The organism is Pseudomonas sp. PDM28, from assembly GCF_019219115.1.
GTDB lineage: Bacteria > Pseudomonadota > Gammaproteobacteria > Pseudomonadales > Pseudomonadaceae > Aquipseudomonas > Aquipseudomonas laurylsulfatiphila.
Map to the genome: position 1 here is coordinate 108,298 of NZ_JAHUWG010000010.1, position 18,405 is coordinate 126,702.

18 protein-coding genes and 1 pseudogene are annotated in these 18,405 nt (G+C 57.7%); 6 read left to right on the forward strand and 13 right to left on the reverse strand.

The genetic code is table 11. The features are described 5' to 3' along the window. Positions 1-96 precede the first annotated feature (96 nt). The 3 genes from KW841_RS22580 to KW841_RS22590 all read left to right on the forward strand — a co-directional run bounded on the left by KW841_RS22580 (position 97) and on the right by KW841_RS22590 (position 2,971). Positions 97-990 (forward strand): NAD(P)/FAD-dependent oxidoreductase, encoded by an 894-nt coding sequence (locus KW841_RS22580; protein WP_218479830.1) that lies wholly within the window; start codon positions 97-99, stop codon positions 988-990. 196 nt (positions 991-1,186) lie between these two features. Further along, complete coding sequence (locus KW841_RS22585; RefSeq protein ID WP_218479831.1) at positions 1,187-2,032, forward strand: alpha/beta fold hydrolase; 846 nt, start codon at positions 1,187-1,189, stop codon at positions 2,030-2,032. A gap of 66 nt (positions 2,033-2,098) precedes the next feature. Beyond that, positions 2,099-2,971, forward strand: coding sequence for a class I SAM-dependent methyltransferase (locus KW841_RS22590; protein ID WP_218479832.1), 873 nt, complete (start codon positions 2,099-2,101; stop codon positions 2,969-2,971). 189 nt (positions 2,972-3,160) lie between these two features. On the opposite strand, the gene KW841_RS22595 is transcribed toward KW841_RS22590, so the two are convergent. Together KW841_RS22595 and KW841_RS22600 are read right to left on the reverse strand one after the other, a co-directional pair. After that, entirely contained in the window at positions 3,161-4,060 is a 900-nt protein-coding gene (locus KW841_RS22595; protein ID WP_218479833.1) for a DMT family transporter, read from the reverse strand. A gap of 90 nt (positions 4,061-4,150) precedes the next feature. Then, positions 4,151-5,230, reverse strand: a complete 1,080-nt coding sequence (locus tag KW841_RS22600) for an SDR family oxidoreductase (RefSeq protein WP_218479834.1) — start codon at positions 5,228-5,230, stop codon at positions 4,151-4,153. A 74-nt stretch (positions 5,231-5,304) separates the two neighbouring features. Here KW841_RS22600 and KW841_RS22605 point away from each other — a divergent pair, with 74 nt between their 5' ends. Then, positions 5,305-5,694, forward strand: a complete 390-nt coding sequence (locus tag KW841_RS22605) for a MerR family transcriptional regulator (RefSeq protein ID WP_095968131.1) — start codon at positions 5,305-5,307, stop codon at positions 5,692-5,694. A 126-nt stretch (positions 5,695-5,820) separates the two neighbouring features. Here KW841_RS22605 and KW841_RS22610 read toward each other — a convergent pair. The 3 genes and pseudogenes from KW841_RS22610 to KW841_RS22620 form a co-directional block, all read right to left on the reverse strand. Beyond that, positions 5,821-6,039: pseudogene (locus KW841_RS22610) on the reverse strand (transposase domain-containing protein); the annotation flags it as partial. Beyond that, a complete protein-coding gene (locus tag KW841_RS29790) occupies positions 5,946-6,563 on the reverse strand; it encodes a nuclear transport factor 2 family protein (RefSeq protein ID WP_256357922.1) in 618 nt (205 codons plus the stop codon). The pseudogene KW841_RS22610 and the gene KW841_RS29790, both read right to left, overlap by 94 nt. A 144-nt stretch (positions 6,564-6,707) precedes the next feature. Then, the gene (locus KW841_RS22620) at positions 6,708-7,622 is read right to left on the reverse strand and encodes a LysR family transcriptional regulator (RefSeq protein WP_218479835.1); all 915 of its coding nucleotides are present in this window, start codon (positions 7,620-7,622) and stop codon (positions 6,708-6,710) included. A gap of 109 nt (positions 7,623-7,731) precedes the next feature. Between KW841_RS22620 and KW841_RS22625 the strand changes: the two genes are divergently transcribed. Continuing rightward, the gene (locus KW841_RS22625) at positions 7,732-8,484 is read left to right on the forward strand and encodes an SDR family NAD(P)-dependent oxidoreductase (RefSeq protein WP_218479836.1); all 753 of its coding nucleotides are present in this window, start codon (positions 7,732-7,734) and stop codon (positions 8,482-8,484) included. Between the two features lie 57 nt (positions 8,485-8,541). Continuing rightward, complete coding sequence (locus KW841_RS22630) at positions 8,542-9,120, forward strand: VOC family protein (protein ID WP_218479837.1); 579 nt, start codon at positions 8,542-8,544, stop codon at positions 9,118-9,120. A 293-nt stretch (positions 9,121-9,413) separates the two neighbouring features. Here KW841_RS22630 and KW841_RS22635 read toward each other — a convergent pair whose 3' ends face one another. The 8 genes from KW841_RS22635 to KW841_RS22670 form a co-directional block, all read right to left on the reverse strand. Further along, positions 9,414-9,953, reverse strand: coding sequence for a peroxiredoxin (locus tag KW841_RS22635; protein WP_218479838.1), 540 nt, complete (start codon positions 9,951-9,953; stop codon positions 9,414-9,416). A gap of 45 nt (positions 9,954-9,998) precedes the next feature. After that, on the reverse strand, positions 9,999-10,703 hold the full coding sequence (locus KW841_RS22640; protein WP_218479839.1) for a TerC family protein: 705 nt from the start codon (positions 10,701-10,703) through the stop codon (positions 9,999-10,001). 86 nt (positions 10,704-10,789) lie between these two features. Then, complete coding sequence (locus KW841_RS22645) at positions 10,790-12,106, reverse strand: CitMHS family transporter (protein WP_218479840.1); 1,317 nt, start codon at positions 12,104-12,106, stop codon at positions 10,790-10,792. Between the two features lie 203 nt (positions 12,107-12,309). Next, positions 12,310-13,758 (reverse strand): NADP-dependent succinate-semialdehyde dehydrogenase, encoded by a 1,449-nt coding sequence (gene gabD, locus KW841_RS22650; RefSeq protein ID WP_218479841.1) that lies wholly within the window; start codon positions 13,756-13,758, stop codon positions 12,310-12,312. A 59-nt stretch (positions 13,759-13,817) separates the two neighbouring features. Next, positions 13,818-15,458, reverse strand: coding sequence for an acetolactate synthase large subunit (locus KW841_RS22655; protein ID WP_218479842.1), 1,641 nt, complete (start codon positions 15,456-15,458; stop codon positions 13,818-13,820). A 144-nt stretch (positions 15,459-15,602) separates the two neighbouring features. Next, positions 15,603-16,388 (reverse strand): fumarylacetoacetate hydrolase family protein, encoded by a 786-nt coding sequence (locus tag KW841_RS22660; RefSeq protein ID WP_218480015.1) that lies wholly within the window; start codon positions 16,386-16,388, stop codon positions 15,603-15,605. A gap of 13 nt (positions 16,389-16,401) precedes the next feature. Continuing rightward, entirely contained in the window at positions 16,402-17,439 is a 1,038-nt protein-coding gene (locus KW841_RS22665) for an isocitrate/isopropylmalate family dehydrogenase (RefSeq protein ID WP_218479843.1), read from the reverse strand. A gap of 27 nt (positions 17,440-17,466) precedes the next feature. Continuing rightward, entirely contained in the window at positions 17,467-18,387 is a 921-nt protein-coding gene (locus KW841_RS22670; RefSeq protein ID WP_256357924.1) for an NAD(P)-dependent oxidoreductase, read from the reverse strand. Positions 18,388-18,405 lie beyond the last annotated feature (18 nt).

The following is an 18,405-nucleotide window of genomic DNA, read 5'->3' on the forward strand; positions in this document are numbered from 1 at the left end:
TACTTGACAGTATTCTAATTCATGAATTATGGTACTTCAAAGTATCTTAAAAGTACAAGCCAATCTCCCCTCATCCACAACGCGGAGCCCATCACCATGAATGACGTCCTCATCATAGGCGGCAGCTTTGCCGGTCTTGCCGCCGCCCTGCAGCTCGGCCGTGCCCGCCGAAAGGTCACCGTTCTCGATACCGGCCTGCCGCGCAATCGCTTCGCCGACCACTCGCATGGCCTGCTCGGCCACGACCACAAGCCACCGCTGGAGATCCTGGCCGAGGCGCGGCAGCAGCTGGCGCGCTATCCAACGGTCAGGCTGGTCACTGCCCGGGCCGAGAGTATCTCCGGCGCCATCGACGATTTCTCCGTCCTCACTGGCGATGGCGAAAGCCTCAAGGCGCGCCGCCTGATCCTGAGCTATGGCGTCGCCGACCAGATGCCTGAACTACCCGGCTTTGCCGAAGGCTGGGGCACCTCCATCGTGCCCTGCCCCTATTGCGACGGCTTTGAAGTTGCCGGCCGGCATTGGGGCCTCGTCTGGTCCGGCCCGCCGTCGCACAACTACGTCAGGCTGTACCACGACTGGACCGACACGTTGACGGTCTTCGCCAATGGTCACGACATTCCATCCGACATCCGGGCCGATCTGGCGCGCCGCGGCATCCCTGTCGTCGATGGCCGGATCACCGAAATCGACCATGACGAGAGCTATAACGCCACCGTCAGGCTCGACGCCGGCCGTTCTGTCGCGGTCGACATCCTGTTCGCGCATCCGCGTAACAAGCCGTCCGCCCCCCTGCATGAATCACTGGGCCTCGCGACGGTCGATACACCCCTGGGCATCGCCCTACAGGTCGACGAGCGCCGCGAAACCAGCATGCCCGGCGTCTACGCTGCCGGCGACCTCGCCAATCCCCTCATGGCCTCGGTCACCACGGCATCATGGCAAGGCGCGATGGCGGGTATCTTCGCCCAACAGTCGATGCTGGTTTGAGAGCACAGATTCCCTTCTCCGGTTGCCGCGGGCTATCGGATTCTGAAGGTTGCGGGCCGGTGTCATCGAAAACCGACTGGACGGCTGACCCCGCAGTTCACCCGGTGCCTGAGGAGACGCACATGTCCAAAACCAGAGACACCGAAGCCAGCATCAGCATCTCTCGTCCGACCACTCCTGGAAAAGGCTGACACACATGGAGTTCGAACACGTTACCTTCGACCTGCCACACGGCACCTTTCACGCGCTGCAGTGTGGCGATCCCGATGGTCAACCGACGCTTGTCTTGCACGGGTTCCCGGACCATCCGCCGACCGCGAAGCCCTTCCTTGCCGAGCTCGGTCGCCGCGGACGTCGCGTCGTCGCCCCCTGGCTTCGTGGTTACGCGCCGTCCCCAACCGCGGGGCCGTTCGACTTCGCAGCCCTCACCAGCGACGTGCTCGCGCTGATCGACCGCTGGTCTCCGGGGCGAGCCGTGGAGTTGATTGGCCACGATTGGGGCGCCCTGATTACATATGATGCCTGCGTCACCGCACCAGAGAAGATCGAACGAGCGGTCACGCTCGCAATCCCTCACCCACTGACGTTCATGAGCCGGCTGACGCACCCCGCTCAGCTACGCCGGAGCTGGTACATGGGGCTCTTTCAACTGCCAGGAAGCGGCTGGATGGTCACAGCCCGCGATTTCGCCCTCATCCACCGCCTCTGGCGTCAGTGGTCGCCCGGCCTCTCCCTCGATCCTGCTCTCCAGGCGGAGCTACGCGAGCACCTGCGGGCGAGCATGCCCGCGCCCCTGAAGTACTACCGGGCAATGCTGCGCCCCGGCATGCTTGGGGCGACGCGCCGCCTTTCGCAGCCGATTGCGGTGCCCCTGTTGCAGCTTCATGGTGCCAACGACGGCTGCATCCTTCCCCCGCAGGTCGACGACCGACATCGGTTCGCCGCCCCGCACGCGATGGAGGTCGTCCCCGGCGTCGGTCACTTCCTGCACATCGAGGCCCCTGAGGCGATCGCGGAACGGATCGCGGCATGGGCCAAGTAGCGTCCTTTCCCCCTTGCCTCGATCAAAGGGTAGCCAGTTACAAACGAATCAGAACAAGGAGATAGCATGAAAGAGCAAAATGCATATCCAGTTGCCGACTGGAATGGTCAAAGCGGGGAGTACTGGGTCGCCAACCAGGCTCGGCTCGATGCCATGATGGCGGTGTTCGGCCAGGTCGCGATCGAAGCCGCCGCGCCCGCCACGGGCGAACGCGTGCTGGACGTCGGCTGCGGCGCGGGGGCGTCTACTCTGGATCTGGCCGCCCGCGTCGGTGCGGGCGGCCATGTGCTAGGCGTGGACATATCCGAACCGCTGATCAGCAGAGCGCGCGCACTAACGCCGCAGGATACGCCAGCCCTGTTCCAGGTGGCGGACGCCAGCAGCACCGAATTGCCCGAGGGCGCGTTCGACATCCTGTTCTCGCGCTTCGGAGTGATGTTCTTCGACGATCCGACGGCGGCGTTCGCTAATATGCGCCGTGCGCTCAAGCCGGGCGCGCGGGTCGCTTTCGTCTGCTGGCGCGGCATGGCCGAGAACGATTGGGTGCGCTTGCCGATGGGCGCGATCAAGGGGATCGTCCCGCCGATCACCCCGCCCGCCCCCGAAGCGCCCGGCCCATTCTCGTTCGGCGACCGGGAGCGGGTGGCACGCATCCTGACAGCAGCCGGCTTCACCGATGTCACTATCACGCCCTTCGATGCTTCCATCCCGTTCGGCGAGGGCGGGACGCGGGACGCCGCAATCGACGACGCGGTAAAGATGGCGTTCGAGGGCGGCCCGCTGTCGCTTGTGCTCGCTGATCAGCCTGACGACATCCGTTCCCGTGCCTCGACCGCGGTTCGTGCCGCCTTCGCGGGCTTCCCCGGCGAGCGGTCTGTGATGATCAACGGCGCGGCGTGGATCGTCATGGCACTCAATTCGGCAGCTAACAGGGATTAACAGGGGGAGAAGCCCCGCTCGGTGGATCGAAGCGTCTTTGGCCGATCAGATCAATGCCCCTTTTGGCTTGGTCATCCGTCCCTGGCAAAAGCGAGCATTCGCGAATGGTCCAAATCGGCCAGAAGCGGTCAGCCGCTCAAAACACTTGAAAACCACTGAATGCCAAAGTAATCAGGATCCGAAAATAGCTCACTCGGTCGAAGGGACGGATGTTTTGCTGCCCAAGCGGATGAGTTCATTGGAGAAACACAGGCCGACGATGATCAGTGCCGCTCCCGCGTACAGGCTTTCGCGCGGTACTTCATTGAGCGCCACAAACGCCAGCAGCGCGGCGAACAGTGGCTCGGTCAGCTCCAGCGCTTGCACTTGGGATGGCTTGAGATACTCGATGGCCTTGGTGGTGCAGAAGAAGCCCAGGATTGTCGGCAGCGTGGCCAGCGCCAGCAGCACGGCGATCGCCAGCGGTGACAGCTCACCTATCGAGAAACCATCGGCCGCAGCCGGCATCAAAAGGTACAGGCTGCCAAAGAACAACAATTGTCGGGTGAAGTGCAGTCCCCCCGACACACCCATACGCTTCATGGCAACCGAAAAGGCCCCATAGCCGCAGCCGGCCATGGAGGCGAGCGCAGCACCTTGCAGGGTAAAGCCCTGCTGCAGGTCGCCGCCGAAGATCACCGAGATCCCGGCGATAGCCAGTGCGGCGCCAACGGTAGCGTTCGCGGTGATGGCATCCTTGAGGAAAATGCGCCCCAGAATGATCGAGGAAATTGAGGCACTGGCCATCAGCACCACCACCACACCTGCCGCAGCGTAGTGTCGATAGGCGGACGTTTCGAAATGGAACAGCACAAAAATGCCAAGGAATGCGCAGATAGCCGCCTGAGTCCATTTGATCGACGGCGCCGGGCGCTTGAGGAAAAACAGCAAGATCGAGAGAAGCACGCAACCCAGTACGGTCTTGATGACAGCGACACTGCTGGCGGTGAAACCATTACTCATGAGTACTTTGCTGAGTACACCGATCGTTGCGTTCAGTGCCGCAGCGCAGAGTGCGAATATGACGCCTTTGCTGAAAGTAGATTGCATTGTTGACGATCCCTGTCGCTGAATGGTCGTTCGATAGAATGCCGCCCTGCATCGACGGCGCAAAGTTTGTGGATAGCCCCAAGGGAGCAGTCAGAGGGCCTGGCCCTTGGCTATGCAATATGAGTTGACGAACGTTGCAGTGTGCTGCAAAGACTGACGTATATCCGGTTTGGCTATTCCATGCCTGTTGGCAAATTGCCCGACCGCCGTTGTATCAAAACGAGTGGTCTGGATAAAGTCCAAGGCTTCGGGTTTTGTATTCAAAAGCCGCGCAACGGGAGGAATACTCAGTAGCAACTTCAGCAATCGGAGTGGAATGTAATGCTTGGGAGACTTTAAGCCCAAAGGTTGTGCCACCTGTACCAGGAGTTCTCGCAAGTTGGGAGTCTGGTCATCAAGCGCCAGCAGTTCCTGGCCCGCCATGGCAGGATCAAAGGCACAAACCGCCACCAGTTCAACCAGGTAATCCACGGTAACCAGTGGCAGCCAGTGCTCGGCGGTACCAGGCACTGCAGTCAGCTTTCCCTGCACAAGGTTGCGTATCAGCTCCACCAGCGGCTGACCGTCAAGGATATGCCCCGTGCGGCTGTGGCCACAAACCGTCGCGGGGTGGACAACGGTAATCTCCCCGCCCTTGGTGGACATGACCTCCAGGGTCGCAAAATGCGCCTCCAGCTTGCTCCCCTCGTAACCACCGACATGTCGGTAGACGGCAGGCCAGTTCGTCAGCTCCGGGTAACGAGGGTCAATTCCGATGCGTTGCAGATGTTCATGATTTTTCAGCATGTAGCCGCCGATCATCACTAACCGGCTTTTTTGCTCAGCCGCCAACAGCGCCACGCGCTTTGCCCCTTCCACATTCACCGCACGAGAATGCTCCACGGAAAGCCCCCATGCGAAGTGGGCGCCCAGGTGGAATATGACTCTGGCGTGCCTTAATACTTCTCGGTCGGGAAGACTCAGCCCGAGGTTGTCCCGTTCCAGATCGCCAGCCACGGCAAATACCCGGGTCGCGCAACCTCCCAAATTGTCGACTTGCTCGCGCAATGCAGCCAGTCGCTCTGGGCGCCGCATCAACACCCGAATGGTGTGCCCTTTTGCACTCAGGTACGCCACCAAATGTTGACCGATGAAGCCGGTCCCCCCCGTGACAAAGCACTCCACGCTCATTTCCCTGCTCCTTGTTCAAGATGAAAAATCAAGCGTAAACTATCGACCCAACTCTATAGTCAAGCGGTGTTTTCATGAAAATCGGCGAACTCGAGACCCGCAGCGGCGCCAGCCGCCATACGCTGCGTTACTACGAGCAAATCGGCCTGATCTCACCGCTGCGGCAAACTAACAACTATCGCGTTTACACAGAGCAAACTCTGCAGGATCTGGACTTTATCCAGCGCGCGCAAAGCATGGGGTTTTCCCTGGGGGAAATAGGCGAGATTCTGGATGCGCAGCGCAACAAGCTGATCGATTGTGCTGACGGCGCTAAGCTGATTGAAAAGAAGATGGCGGAAATCAAACAGAAAATCGCCAACTTCCAAAGCATTTATAGGTATCTGGACCAAGAGCGTGCAAACCTCGAAGCCAGTGCTGCCAAGCAACTTGAGCTTCAGCAGCTGAACAACTCTTCCAACTGAACTGTCATCATCTGAATAACGGAAGCTGCAGCCTGCTTCCAGTTTCAAGCCCATCACTGACGCATTTTCCATTACCTTATGGCCAGGCCCTGGATAGTAAGCGTCCGCCCAGAAAATTTTGGGTGGTTAAACGGGCGCCCATCCATGCGGCAGCAACTCGATAATCTCGCTCGGCCGCTGCATCGGCAGTCGCGTGAGCACGCCCTTCAAATACGCACACGGAACATGGCCGTTAAACCGTGCCGACAGGTTCAAAACCATAATCGCAGCCGCACGTTTGCCGCTGCGTAAGGAGCCCACGAATAGCCAGTTTGAACGCCCGAAAGCCCATGGCCGGATCTGATTTCCACATCATTGAATTGCTCCGGATTTGCTAGACACATGATGTCTGCTTTGGGTCGATTTCCGTATGTCGAGATGCCGGAAAATCGACCAATAGCTGCCGGTGGCGACTGGCCGAAATCGGCTGTGGATTCAACCGGTGCGAACGCTTTGGCAGCGGCCACCGTATCCATGGATTCGCGCAGCAGCTGAATTTTGCCATCTTTGGCCACCAGGCGGCCGGCGTACATCTGCCGGTAGATGCGGCCGGTGGCAGGCACCAGGGCTTCTACGCTGTATTCGGCAAACGCCTGGTCGGGGGTATCGATGAGAAAGCGGACGTTGCGGAATTTGAAGTCCGGCACTTTGCCGAGCAATGAGCCAATAAAACCCTCGATAGCGGCAGGGCCCTCCACGCTGTGGGGGATCCCCAGCGACTCCAGGTAGGGCAACTCCAGCGCGCCATCCTCGGCGAACAGCGCCGCTGCCAAGTGCGGCGTCTGAATGGCATCCAAGTACAGCTGAAGCAATTCCACGGCATTTTTCATAACGATTTTCTCCCGAAACGAATGATTGGATGGGCACGCTGTGTGGTGCCGGTCAACCCACGTTAAGGGATCGAACTGTTTTCAAAAATAGACGTTAACGAAAGTCATCGTTTCACAAATGAAAGGTTACGCCGCGTCGAACGCTCACGGCCACCGCCACACCGGCTCGCTTAAATGCTCGGCAAAGTAGTCCGAAAGCGCTTTGATTTTTACCGGCCGCGTGCGAGCCGAAGGGGTGACGAAATACAGGCCACCGCGGGTCATGCTCCAGTCCGGCAGCACCACTACCAAGCGCCCATCGGCCAGGTATTCGCTGGCCATGAATTCCGGCAGTTCGGCGATGGCCAGGCCTTCCAATAACACCGGCAATAACGCATCCGAGTTAGTCACTCGTAACGGGCCGCTGGGCACCACGTCTTCTTCGGTGCCGTCTTTATGGGTGAACCGCCACACCTGGCTGCGAGCCCGGTAGGCATAACTCAGGCACGTGCGGGCCGCCAGTTCGCGGGGATGGCCAGGGTGGCCATGGGTCGCTAGATAGGCAGGCGAGGCGACCAGGTATTGGGTGACGGCGCACAGACGCCGTGCGACGAGCGAGGAGTCCGGCAACACGGCAATCCGCAGCGCTGCATCAAAGCCTTCGGCTATCAAGTCGACCGACGCGTCTGAAAGGTGCAGGTCAATCGACAGCTCGGGATACTGCCGGATCAACTGCGGCAACAGCGGCGCCACCCAACGCAAGCCGAACGACATTGGGATTGCCAGGCGCACTTGGCCGCGGGGCTTTACCGATAATTCCTGAGCCTCGCTTTCCACCTCTTCGGCCTGCCGATAAATCTCCCCAGCCTTGGCCGCCATGCTCGCGCCAAATTCGGTGAGTGCCAGTTGCCGCGAGGTGCGGTTGAACAAGCGCCCACCCAGACGTTCCTCCAGCCGCGCCACAGCCCGCGATACCGTCGGCACCGACACACTCATCACGCGCGCGGCTGCGGCGAACGAGCCTTCTTCGGCCACCTTGGCAAACATCGCCAATCCTTCGAAATCTGGAAGTTTGCTCATTTCATTTCTGCAACGATAGGTTTCAGACAATTCTATTTTGAAAGTAAACCTCCGTCGATAAGCTTCTCCCACACCGCAACTCACTCAAACGAAATACGGGAGAAACACCATGATTAAAAAACTCGAAGGCAAAATTGCACTGGTTACCGGCGGCACCACTGGCATCGGCCTGGCCACTGCCAAACGATTTGCCCAGGAAGGCGCCCACGTTTACATCACCGGCCGCCGCCAAGCCGAGCTGGACGCTGCCGTTGCCGATGTGGGCAACGCCACCGGCGTGCAGGTGGACTCAACCAACCTCGACCAACTCGATGCGCTGTACCGCCAAATTGGCGCGGCCCACGGCCGAATCGATGTACTGTTCGCCAATGCCGGTGGCGGCTCCATGCTGCCCATGGGCGACATCACCGAGAAGCAGTACGACGACACCTTCAATCGCAACGTAAAAGGCGTGCTGTTTACCGTGCAAAAGGCGCTGCCGCTGCTGGCCAATAAAGCTTCGGTGATTCTCACCGGCTCCACGGCGGGCAGCTCGGGCACCGCCGCTTTTAGCGTTTACGCCGCGTCCAAAGCCGCCGTGCGCTCATTTGCCCGCAACTGGATTCTGGATTTGAAAGACCGCCAAGTGCGCATCAACACCCTAAGCCCCGGCGCCACCCGCACCCCTGGTCTGGTCGAACTGGCCGGACCCGATGCCGCTCAGCAACAGGGTTTGCTCGACTACATGGCCTCGCTGATCCCGATGGGGCGCGTTGGTGAAGCCGATGAAATCGCAGCTGCCGCGTTGTTCCTGGCCTCCGATGACGCCAGCTTCGTAAACGGTATCGAGCTGTTTGTTGACGGCGGCCAGGCACAAATCTGACCACCCAGCGGGCGACTGCCACGGTCGCCCGCCAACCCATCCCAAAAGGAACAGGTTATGAACCCTTTGCATTGGGCACTGCTGGCCGCCAGCGTGACCCTGACTGGCCCTACGCAGGCTGCGACCACGACCCCACAGAGCAAACTCGCTATGCACTCAGCTGCACCGCTTCAGACTTCGGCCATCGACCATGTCGGCCTCAATGTGCCGGATATCGACGCCGCCACCCGCTTTTTCGCCGAGCTGATGGGCGCCCGAGTGATCTCTGATATCAGCCCCGGCAAGATTCCGGATCAGTGGAAAAGCCAATTTCGTTGGCATGGCTCCAGCGAGCTACAACGCTTTGTGATGCTGCAAATGGACGGTGGCGCCAAGCTGGAGTTGTTTCAATACCAAGGCGCCGAGATCAATCAGGCCCAGCCCCATGGCGACGATGCCGGCGCCAGCCATGTGGCCCTGCGCACCGCCGACATCGACGGCAGCCTGGCCACTCTCAAGCGGCTGAACGTGACCATTCTCAACGAGCCCATCACCAACCCGGACGGCGTGCGCTGGTTCTACTTCCAAGCGCCGTGGGGCACGCAGATTGAGCTGGTATCGCTGCCAGAGAGCGTCGGGACTAACCCCGCCGTGTAGCCGCCGAGGGTAGGCCGTTTTCTGATTAACAGCACGACCAGCACGATAAATGCCGGCTTACGGCAATAGCCCTCGAGCCGATGTCATATGCGCTGACTGAGAAGGATTGTTAATGCCAAAGGCTACAACCAGAAAGGCCACTTAAGCCGTAGACGACTTTCGGGCGTTACGGAGTGACCGCTTCCGGCCAAAAGTAGCCCGTCTCTAAGTGCAGATCACGGTTAGGGCCATCCTCGGCATATTCTCTACATGCCAGCTTTTCCATCGTCTGGTGAATCGAAAATAAGTTCCCCTCAGGCTTCTCCGCTTTGGGCAACCCACGTAAGCACCTCGGATGCATTGGCACCGGGATCCTGAATGTCCTCAAGTATTTTTACAACAACCCCGTCATGAATGATTAGCGTAATACGGGCGTAAAATGTTTGTCCCTCCACATTAAAGGTTTTGAGCCCTAAGCTTGATGCCAACTTACAATGGGGGTCAGAGAGTAACGAGTAGTTGAGACTCATACGCTGTACGAATTCTTGCTGGTACGCACTTGCCTGAGTAGAAAGTCCAAACACATTCAAGAAGCCTGAATCCGCCAGTTGATCGCGACTGTCTCTGAACCCGCATGCCTGAGGGGTACAGCCTCTGGCGCCAGGAATTTCAGAAAGCCCCTCAGGTGCAGTCTCGTTGGGATTTCCGGTTCGGGGGTAGATGAAAATCACGCACCATCCTGAAAGGTTGGTCAAATCGATATCCATGCCCGTTGTACATGGCAATGAAATCGCGGGCAGACGCCGACCGATTAAAACGTTAGCACTGTGATCGACAGGCAAGTTGTTGTTCATAAAGCTCTCGTATTGTTGATTATTAACGGCGATCTATTGCGTTTGTCAGAGCGGCGGAAACCCTTCCTGCTCAGTTTTCGGCCTGATTCGGGCATAGAAATAGCCCACGCAAACGACGAAAACGGCGCCAATGCTTGAAGCAACGTAGTACAGGGTTTTATCCACGCTCATGCTTGGTTGCACCAAAGTGTCCGAACTTGCCATGCCGCCAGCTATCCACCCGAGCAGCCCGGCGCCAAATAGGATCACGTGCGGAAATCGCTCTATCAAATCGAGAACAAACCCGCCGCCCCAGACGATGATGGGGATGCTGATCAATACTCCAAGTGAGACGATGAACATATCCCCCCCCGCGGCGCCCGCTATAGCCAAGACGTTGTCCAAAGACATGACCGCGTCGGCAATGACAATCGTTTTTATCGCTTTCAGAAGTAAGACAGTCCCTTTGATGGAATCGTAGTGATCCTCCTCTGCCTTCATCAGTTTGATACCTATCCATAAAAGCAAGATCGCCCCGACGATTCTCAAGCCCGGTAGTGCCAACAACTGTATGGCAAAGAAGAGCATGACGATGCGCAGCAGAATGGCCCCGGCCACACCGGAGATGACGGCTTTGCTTCTTAGATGCCTGGGGAGATTTCGACAAGCCATGCCGATAACCACGGCATTGTCTGCCCCCAACATAATGTCAATGGCTATGATTTGCCCGATCGCCAGCCAAGTACCTGGCAAATTCAAAAACTCAATCAACTGGAAACCCCCGGCTGCGGCGCAGCGAGCATAGATTTTTAAACTCAAGTTCTTGGAGCGGATCGCTTCGGGCGTCGGATCGACTTCTAACTCAAGTGGTAAAGCGGAAAGGCGCCGAATAGAAGTCCGCCAGCCAACAGGCTCAAACTGGAAAGAATTGCCCACTTCAGTGCAAAGCGCTGGTGGTCACCCAAATCGACTTTCGCCAAGGAAACCAGCAGATAGAGAGCAGGAACCAACGGGCTCAACAAATGCACGGGTTGACCCACTATGGAGGCACGGGCAATCTCCAAAGGCGTAATGCCATATTGAGCGGCGGTGTGGGCGATCACAGGCAGGATGCCGAAGTAAAACGCATCGTTGGACATGAAGAACGTCAAAGGCATGCTGATCAGCGCGGTGAACACCGCAAGAAAAGGACCAAAGCTGTCAGGGATGATGCTCAGCAAGCTTTTAGCCATGGCATCGACCATGCCTGTACCCGACAGAATCCCCGTAAATATGCCCGCCGCGAATATAAGCGCAGTCACCGCCAATACATTTGACGCATGAGCGGCAATACGCTCCCTCTGTTGTTCAATCCTTGGGTAGTTGATCACTATCGCGATAGCGAATCCCACCATAAACAATATCTGAATAGGCATTGCACCCACGACCAGACAGGCAATCAATACCAACGTAACAATCAAATTGGGCCAGAACATTTTGGGGCGCCGGAGTTTCTCACACTCTTCTGCCGATCCATGCCCCAAGGCCAATGAGCCGTTATGAAAATCCTCCAGATGAATAACGCCAAGTCGAGCACACTCGCGGCGGCCAATAACGATGGCGGTAAAAACCAGGGTCGCCGCGGCAATTAGCATGGCTGGGATCATCGAGAGAAATATCTCCAGCGCGTCCACATGTAGCGCGGCGGCGGCACGTGCTGTAGGGCCTCCCCACGGTGTAATATTCATGATTCCGGTGGCGATACTAAGGATGCAAGTGAGCCCCAGAACATTCATGCCAAGGCGCTGGTAAAGTGGCAAAAATGCTGCACATGCGATCATGTACGTTGTGGAGCTGTCGCCATCCAGAGATACGAGCATGGTAAGTATCGCGGTACCCACTAACACTTTCAGCGGATCACCTTTCACCAACTTGAGAATATTGCGAACGAGCGAATCAAATAGCCCGGCGTCGATCATGATGCCGAAATAAAGGATTGAGAACGTCAACATGACACCTGTAGGGGCCAATGTCTTTACCCCATCCAGCATCATTGATCCCAGTCCTGTGTAGTGACCTCCCAGAACGGCAAAAACGATAGGAACGATGATCAAGGCAATTAGCGCCGACAGGCGCTTCGTCATGATCAGGTACATGAAGCAGATAACCATTGAAAAGCCGAGGATTGCCAACATGGCCGGACTCTCTTTTTTTATTAGGCGCACAGAGTCCCCAGCGGCCACATCTGGCCGTTCTGAAGACGGTTTCTGGGGGGAAGCGGGTCAGGCTATGGCGGAGGTGCCGCGCTGGATGGCAAGACGTGGATCATGGGAAAACCTCGCATGTCGTTATGTTTGTTTTATGCAGTTCAGTGTCATCAAGTGAGCAGGCTGCTTGTTCAAATGCTCAAGCAAATGTATTTGATCTCTAGGTACTCCTCGATCCCGTACTTGGAGCCCTCACGACCCAGCCCGGAGGCTTTTACTCCACCGAAGGGTGCGACCTCGTTTGAGATAAGCCCGGTGTTAATGCCGACCATGCCGTACTCCAGCGCTTCGGCAACGCGAAACACACGAGACAGGTCATGGGCATAGAAGTAGGAAGCCAGGCCAAATTCAGTATCATTCGCCAAGTCGACGACCTCCGCTTCATCCATAAAGCGAAACAGCGGCGCAAGTGGGCCAAAAGTCTCTTCCCTGGCGACCTTTGCGCTATTAGGGACATCCACCAAAATGGTCGGTAAAAAATAGCCGCCACCCTTGGAATGGGCCTGTCCACCCGCAACGATCCGGGCGCCTTTGCTCACAGCGTCATCAATGTGCTCTTTGATCTTCGCGACGGCCTTGGCATCAATCAAAGGGCCGACGCTTACGCCTTCGTCCAGACCGTTGCCGACCCTCAGTTTCGCGACGGCAACCCTTAGTTTTTCGCAGAACGCATCGTAAACGCTGTCCTGCACATACAGTCGGTTAACGCAGACACATGTCTGCCCCGCATTGCGATACTTCGAAGCAATGGCGCCTTCCACGGCTTTGTCCAAATCAGCGTCATCGAAGACGATGAAGGGCGCATTTCCCCCCAACTCAAGGGACAACTTCTTCAACGTCGGTGCGCTCTGCGCCATCAACCTGGAGCCAATTTCAGTAGAGCCAGTAAAGGAAATCTTGCGCACGATGGAGTTTTCAGTCAGCTCGGCACCAATCTCAGTAGCCGAACCCGTGACAACGTTGAGCACACCTTTGGGGATGCCAGCGCGCTCCGCCAATTCGGCCAGGGCCAGTGCCGTGAACGGTGTCTGACTGGCAGGCTTGACCACCATCGTACATCCGGCCGCCAGCGCCGGCCCCGCTTTGCGGGTAATCATCGCCGCTGGAAAATTCCACGGGGTAATCGCGGCGGTGACACCGATCGGCTGTTTGATGACAAGGAGGCGTTTGTCGGCCTGATGTCCTGGAATCGTATCGCCATAGACCCGCTTGGCCTCTTCGGCAAACCACTCTAGAAACGAAGCGGCATAGATAATCTCGCCCTTGGCCTCCAGTAGCGGTTTTCCCTGCTCAAGGGTCATGAGCAGGGCCAAGTCATCCTGGTTCTCAAGCACCAGTTCGTACCAGCGACGCAACTTGATTGAGCGCTCTTTTGCGGTCAGCGAACGCCAACCTTGCAATGCGCGTTGGGCCGCATCAATGGCGCGTTGAGTCTCGATACGCCCCAACCCGGGAACCGTACCAAGCGTCTTTCCATTGGCTGGATTGTCCACGGCAAACGTGGCGCCGTTGTCGGCATTGATCCAGATGCCGTCCACATAGGCTTGTTGTCGAAACAGGGAAGCATCTTTGAGCTGCATGACGTTCTCTTCTTGTTGGAGGGCCGAAGTCCCTGAGGTTTGCGTTACGAGGAGCGATTTCATACCGCCGCACTCAACGCCTTGATCTCCTGATGCAGGATGTGGTCGTTCTCCGAATAGTCGACCGGGCAGTCGATCACATGCACACCGGGGGTCTCCAGGCAGTGCTGTACCAACGGCGCGAAACCGGCTGCGCTGTTAACCCGGTGGCCAAAGGCACCGTAGCTTTGGGCGTAGAGCACGAAGTCCGGGTTTCCGTAGTCCAGACCAAAATCCTCAAACCCCATCTGTGCCTGCTTCCAGCGAATCATTCCGTAAGCGTCGTCGCGCAGGATGATGACCACCAGATTCATCTTCAAACGCACGGCGGTTTCAAGCTCCTGGCTGTTCATCATGAATCCACCATCGCCACACACCGCAACAATCGGAATCTGGGGATAGACGAGGCGTGCCGCCATCGCCGAAGGTAGACCGGCTCCCATGGTTGCCAATGCGTTATCCAGCAATACGGTGTTCGGCATGTAGGCCTTGTAGTTGCGGGCAAACCAGATTTTGTAGATACCATTGTCCAAGGCAACGATGCCGTTGGCCGGCATGACGTGGCGCAGGTCCGCGACCAGTCGCTGCGGGTAAACCGGAAAACGATCGTCGGTGGCGCCTTCGGCGACGTGGGCCTCGTTGGCTTCGCGAATAGCCAGCAGCCGTTTGAAATCCCAGGTCGGCTGGGGGACAAGTGCTTCGTTTATCTCCCAGATCGCATTGGCAATATCCCCCACCACCTCGATCTGAGGGAAATACACAGGATCGACTTCGGCGGACCGGAAACTGACATGGATCACTTCGGTGCCACCGCGAACCATAAAAAAAGGCGGCTTTTCAATCACGTCATGGCCGATGTTGACGATGAGATCAGCCGACTCCAGCGCACGGTGGACGAAGTCATTGGCCGACAACGCCGCATTGCCCAAAAAACGCGGGTGGCGTTCGTCGACGACCCCCTTTCCCAACTGCGTCGTTACGAACGGAATGCCGGTTTTCGCTATCAGTTGAAGCAACACCCGGGCAGTCGACTTGCGGTTAGCCCCGGCGCCGATGACCAACACCGGACTGCGTGCGACTTGCAACTTGGCAACCGCGGCACGGATCGATTTCGCTTCGGCCACCGGGCGACGGCTGAGGCTTGGCGCAATGGGCGTGCTGTCGGTGTCTTCGGCGGCGATATCTTCAGGCAGCTCCAGGTGCACCGATCCTGGCTTTTCTTCTTCGGCCAGCCGGATAGCTTCACGGATACGCGACGGAATGTTATCGGCGGAAGCCAGTTGATGGGTGTACTTGGTCAGGGGCGCCATCATCCCGCAGACGTCGAGAATCTGGAAACGGCCCTGCTTTGATTTTTTGATAGGCTTCTGACCTGTGATCATCAGCATCGGCATGCCTCCCAGATAGGCATAGGCTCCGGCGGTTACCAGGTTGGTGGCACCCGGGCCAAGCGTCGAGAGGCAGACACCGGTCTTGCCCGTGAGACGACCGTAAGTGGCGGCCATGAAGCCAGCGGGCTGCTCGTGGCGCGTCAGAATCAGCTTGATCGGCGAACGAGACAGCGAGTCCAGTAGGTCGAGGTTTTCTTCGCCGGGGATGCCGAATACATATTCAACACCCTCGTTTTCCAGACAGCGCACAACCAGCTCAGCAGCTTTCATTTTTTTACGCTCTTCGATAATTCAGTGAACAACCACGTTCTAATGACGAGCATCGATCGGCGGCGCTTATCCAGCCAGGTAACGGCCTGGACAAGTTTCGCCGTCAATGCAGTGGCTTGCGCTATGACTGATGCGTCCTAAGTTTCACAGGGAGAACGTCAGCTCTTTATTGAAGTAACTCACCGACAGGACATGACCGGGCCCTTTGATATCGAAGGGCTCGCACATGGCTCCAGTCGACACCAGGTGACCGGCACGCAGGGTCACGCCCCGCTCGGCGGCATGCTGGTAGAGGGCAGCCAGCGAACTCAGAGGATCTGTAGCCGTGTCACCAAACAGACCCTTTGCCCTGGGTAAACCGTCCAGATTGACGACGGCCGTTTCCGCCAGTTCGCGCATGGCGTGCAGGTCGATGCCTTCGCAAATCGACTTGCCTACGACCAGCGCTTCAAAACCGACGTTATCCGCAGCAAAGCTTGGCCAACCGACTGTTTTGCGGTCGATGAAGCGCGAGCGCACCACCTCAAAGGTCACGCAAGTGGAGCGGATGTCCTCAGCGTTGACCGTTCTGCCAATCACAGGAGGCAGGTCCCGATCCAGGACAAAAGCAATTTCGCACTCGATCGTCACCGGGGTATCGGCAGGCAGTTGCAGGTGAATGCCAGTCCCATGCAGACGCGCTCCTTCGAGCTGTCCTACCAGAGGCCGTGACAATTTCGCGGCGCGCATCGCAGCGGGGCTGCCCACGCCAAGTTTCCAGCCCGCCTGAGTACCGCCGGCCAATTTGAATAGCTCGTCCTGTGCGTCATAACCCTGTTCAAGCGTTTCCGGTTTGACTTCAGCAGGCAGCAGGTTCAACAGCTCGCCACTGCGCCACGCCTTCAACAAAACCGCTGCGGTAGCGTTTGGATCAAAAAGAGAAGTTGGCATATTGATCTCCTGATTATTGAGCGCGCAGTCGTAGGCAGACGGCGTCAGCAAATTCGAGTGTGGAGGCCTGACCTTTCAGGTCCCGAGTCCGTACATTGTCGATATTCAAGGTTTCGTCGATGGCGACACGCAGCCGCTGTGCGTCTTGTTCCAGGCCAACATGAGTCAGCATCATGGCCGCGGCCAGCATCAACGAAATCGGGTTGGCGATACCCATGCCGGCGATATCCGGTGCAGAACCATGGACAGCTTCGAAAATCGCGGTATCGGTGCCAAAGTTGGAGCCAGGCGCCATGCCCAGACCGCCCACCAGACCTGCCAACTGGTCGGAGAGAATGTCGCCAAACAAATTGGTGCAAAGCAACATGTCGAAACGCCAAGGGTTGAGCACCAGTTGCATGGCGCAGGCATCCACGATCATGTCCTCTATCTCGACCCGTCCTTCGTACTCCTTTGCGACTTCCCGAGCGGCTTCAAGGAACAACCCCGTCAGCTTCTTGAGGATGTTGGCCTTGTGCACGACCGTGATTTTCTTACGGCCATTTTTTATGGCGTACTCAAAGGCAAACCGCGCAATGCGCTCGCAGCCTTCACGGGTGTTGATGCCACTGGAAACGGCGATCGCCCGAGGATCGTTACCCACCGGGATGTAATACTCATTGGCGACGTAGAAACCCGCCAGGTTCTCCCGAATGAGTACCAGATCGATGTCCTCATATCGTCCCGGGATCAGCGTCTTGGCAGGACGGACATTGCCGAACAATTCAAACGTTTCGCGCAGTCGCACATTGGATGAGCGGAAACCTTCGCCGACAGGCGTCGTCAGCGGACCTTTGAGCACCAGCTTGCGTGCACGGATACTGTCCAGGGTCGCGTTCGGCAGTGGATCGCCCACGGCTGCGACTCCGGCCATCCCCGCCACTTGGACATCCCAATCGAAAGGGCTTCCCAGCGCGTCCAGAACCCGAACAACCGCCTCGACCACTTCCGGCCCGATACCATCACCTGGAATCAGCGTTGCCGGAATTTTGTTTGAAGATGAATATTCCACGATGGTTTCTCTTTAGAAAGTGCCGGGTTACTGAAGATGAGCGGTGGAGCCATCTGCTGACGGGGCTGCAGCGCGAAACTCCACGCCCAGCAGCCGCTCATACACTTTGATCATCGCGCCCTTGTCACTGTCGCCATGGCCTTGGAGGACGGCGGTCTGGTAGGTCGCCGTGGCGGCGGATAGCACCGGTAGCGGAATGCCCATCTTCGCGCTCAACCCGGCGCCACTGATGAGATCCTTGTAGGCATGTTTAAGCGGATATCCACTGCTGAACCGGCCAGCCAGAATATGCGGCACGAAAAACTCCGAGGCGTAACTACGCCCAGTTCCGCTGTTCACGATCGCAGCCACTTTCTCTGCGTTAAGGCCAAGCTTGACGGCCATCGGCAAGATTTCAGCAATCGCCGCGCAGTTAATATCGAACAACAGTTGATTGATGAGCTTGGCGAGTTGACCCGCACCCGCCGCGCCCATGTAGAGAATATTGGAGGCCATTTTTTCCAGGTAAGGAGCGACCTCGTTGAATACCTGCTCGTTCCCGCCACACATGGCAGTCAATGTCCCGTCAACGGCGCGGGAAGCCATGCCGGAAACCGGGGCGTCCAGAAAGTGGATACCCAGTGCGGCCAATTTCGCTTCGATGCTCACGGTTAGCGCATAACTGATCGTGCTGGTATCGACGACGATGCTGCCGGGACGCATCCATTGCGCGATACCTTCGTTACCAAACAGGAAGTGATCGACCACTTCATCATCGGGCAGTGACAAAAACACCAGGTCGCAATCGGCCAGGGCGCAGCGATCGTCAGTCGCAATCGCTCCCAGCCGTTCCAACTCGGTGTAGGCCCGGCCACTGGCCGTATTGACCAATAAGCCGGGGTGATGACGCAGCAGGTTGATTGCCATGGGCCTGCCCATTTGGCCGAGCCCGATGAATGCCATTTTCATGTTGAATTTCCCTGATTC

Excerpts from the sequence above, each read along its gene's own strand:
- KW841_RS22580 (WP_218479830.1), top strand. The coding sequence starts at position 97 with ATGAATGACGTCCTCATCATAGGCGGCAGCTTTGCCGGTCTTGCCGCC.
- KW841_RS22585 (WP_218479831.1), top strand. The coding sequence starts at position 1,187 with ATGGAGTTCGAACACGTTACCTTCGACCTGCCACACGGCACCTTTCAC.
- KW841_RS22590 (WP_218479832.1), top strand. The coding sequence starts at position 2,099 with ATGAAAGAGCAAAATGCATATCCAGTTGCCGACTGGAATGGTCAAAGC.
- KW841_RS22595 (WP_218479833.1), bottom strand. The coding sequence starts at position 4,060 with ATGCAATCTACTTTCAGCAAAGGCGTCATATTCGCACTCTGCGCTGCG.
- KW841_RS22600 (WP_218479834.1), bottom strand. The coding sequence starts at position 5,230 with ATGAGCGTGGAGTGCTTTGTCACGGGGGGGACCGGCTTCATCGGTCAA.
- KW841_RS22605 (WP_095968131.1), top strand. The coding sequence starts at position 5,305 with ATGAAAATCGGCGAACTCGAGACCCGCAGCGGCGCCAGCCGCCATACG.
- KW841_RS29790 (WP_256357922.1), bottom strand. The coding sequence starts at position 6,563 with ATGAAAAATGCCGTGGAATTGCTTCAGCTGTACTTGGATGCCATTCAG.
- KW841_RS22620 (WP_218479835.1), bottom strand. The coding sequence starts at position 7,622 with ATGAGCAAACTTCCAGATTTCGAAGGATTGGCGATGTTTGCCAAGGTG.
- KW841_RS22625 (WP_218479836.1), top strand. The coding sequence starts at position 7,732 with ATGATTAAAAAACTCGAAGGCAAAATTGCACTGGTTACCGGCGGCACC.
- KW841_RS22630 (WP_218479837.1), top strand. The coding sequence starts at position 8,542 with ATGAACCCTTTGCATTGGGCACTGCTGGCCGCCAGCGTGACCCTGACT.
- KW841_RS22635 (WP_218479838.1), bottom strand. The coding sequence starts at position 9,953 with ATGAACAACAACTTGCCTGTCGATCACAGTGCTAACGTTTTAATCGGT.
- KW841_RS22645 (WP_218479840.1), bottom strand. The coding sequence starts at position 12,106 with ATGTTGGCAATCCTCGGCTTTTCAATGGTTATCTGCTTCATGTACCTG.
- gabD (WP_218479841.1), bottom strand. The coding sequence starts at position 13,758 with ATGCAGCTCAAAGATGCTTCCCTGTTTCGACAACAAGCCTATGTGGAC.
- KW841_RS22655 (WP_218479842.1), bottom strand. The coding sequence starts at position 15,458 with ATGAAAGCTGCTGAGCTGGTTGTGCGCTGTCTGGAAAACGAGGGTGTT.
- KW841_RS22660 (WP_218480015.1), bottom strand. The coding sequence starts at position 16,388 with ATGCCAACTTCTCTTTTTGATCCAAACGCTACCGCAGCGGTTTTGTTG.
- KW841_RS22670 (WP_256357924.1), bottom strand. The coding sequence starts at position 18,387 with ATGAAAATGGCATTCATCGGGCTCGGCCAAATGGGCAGGCCCATGGCA.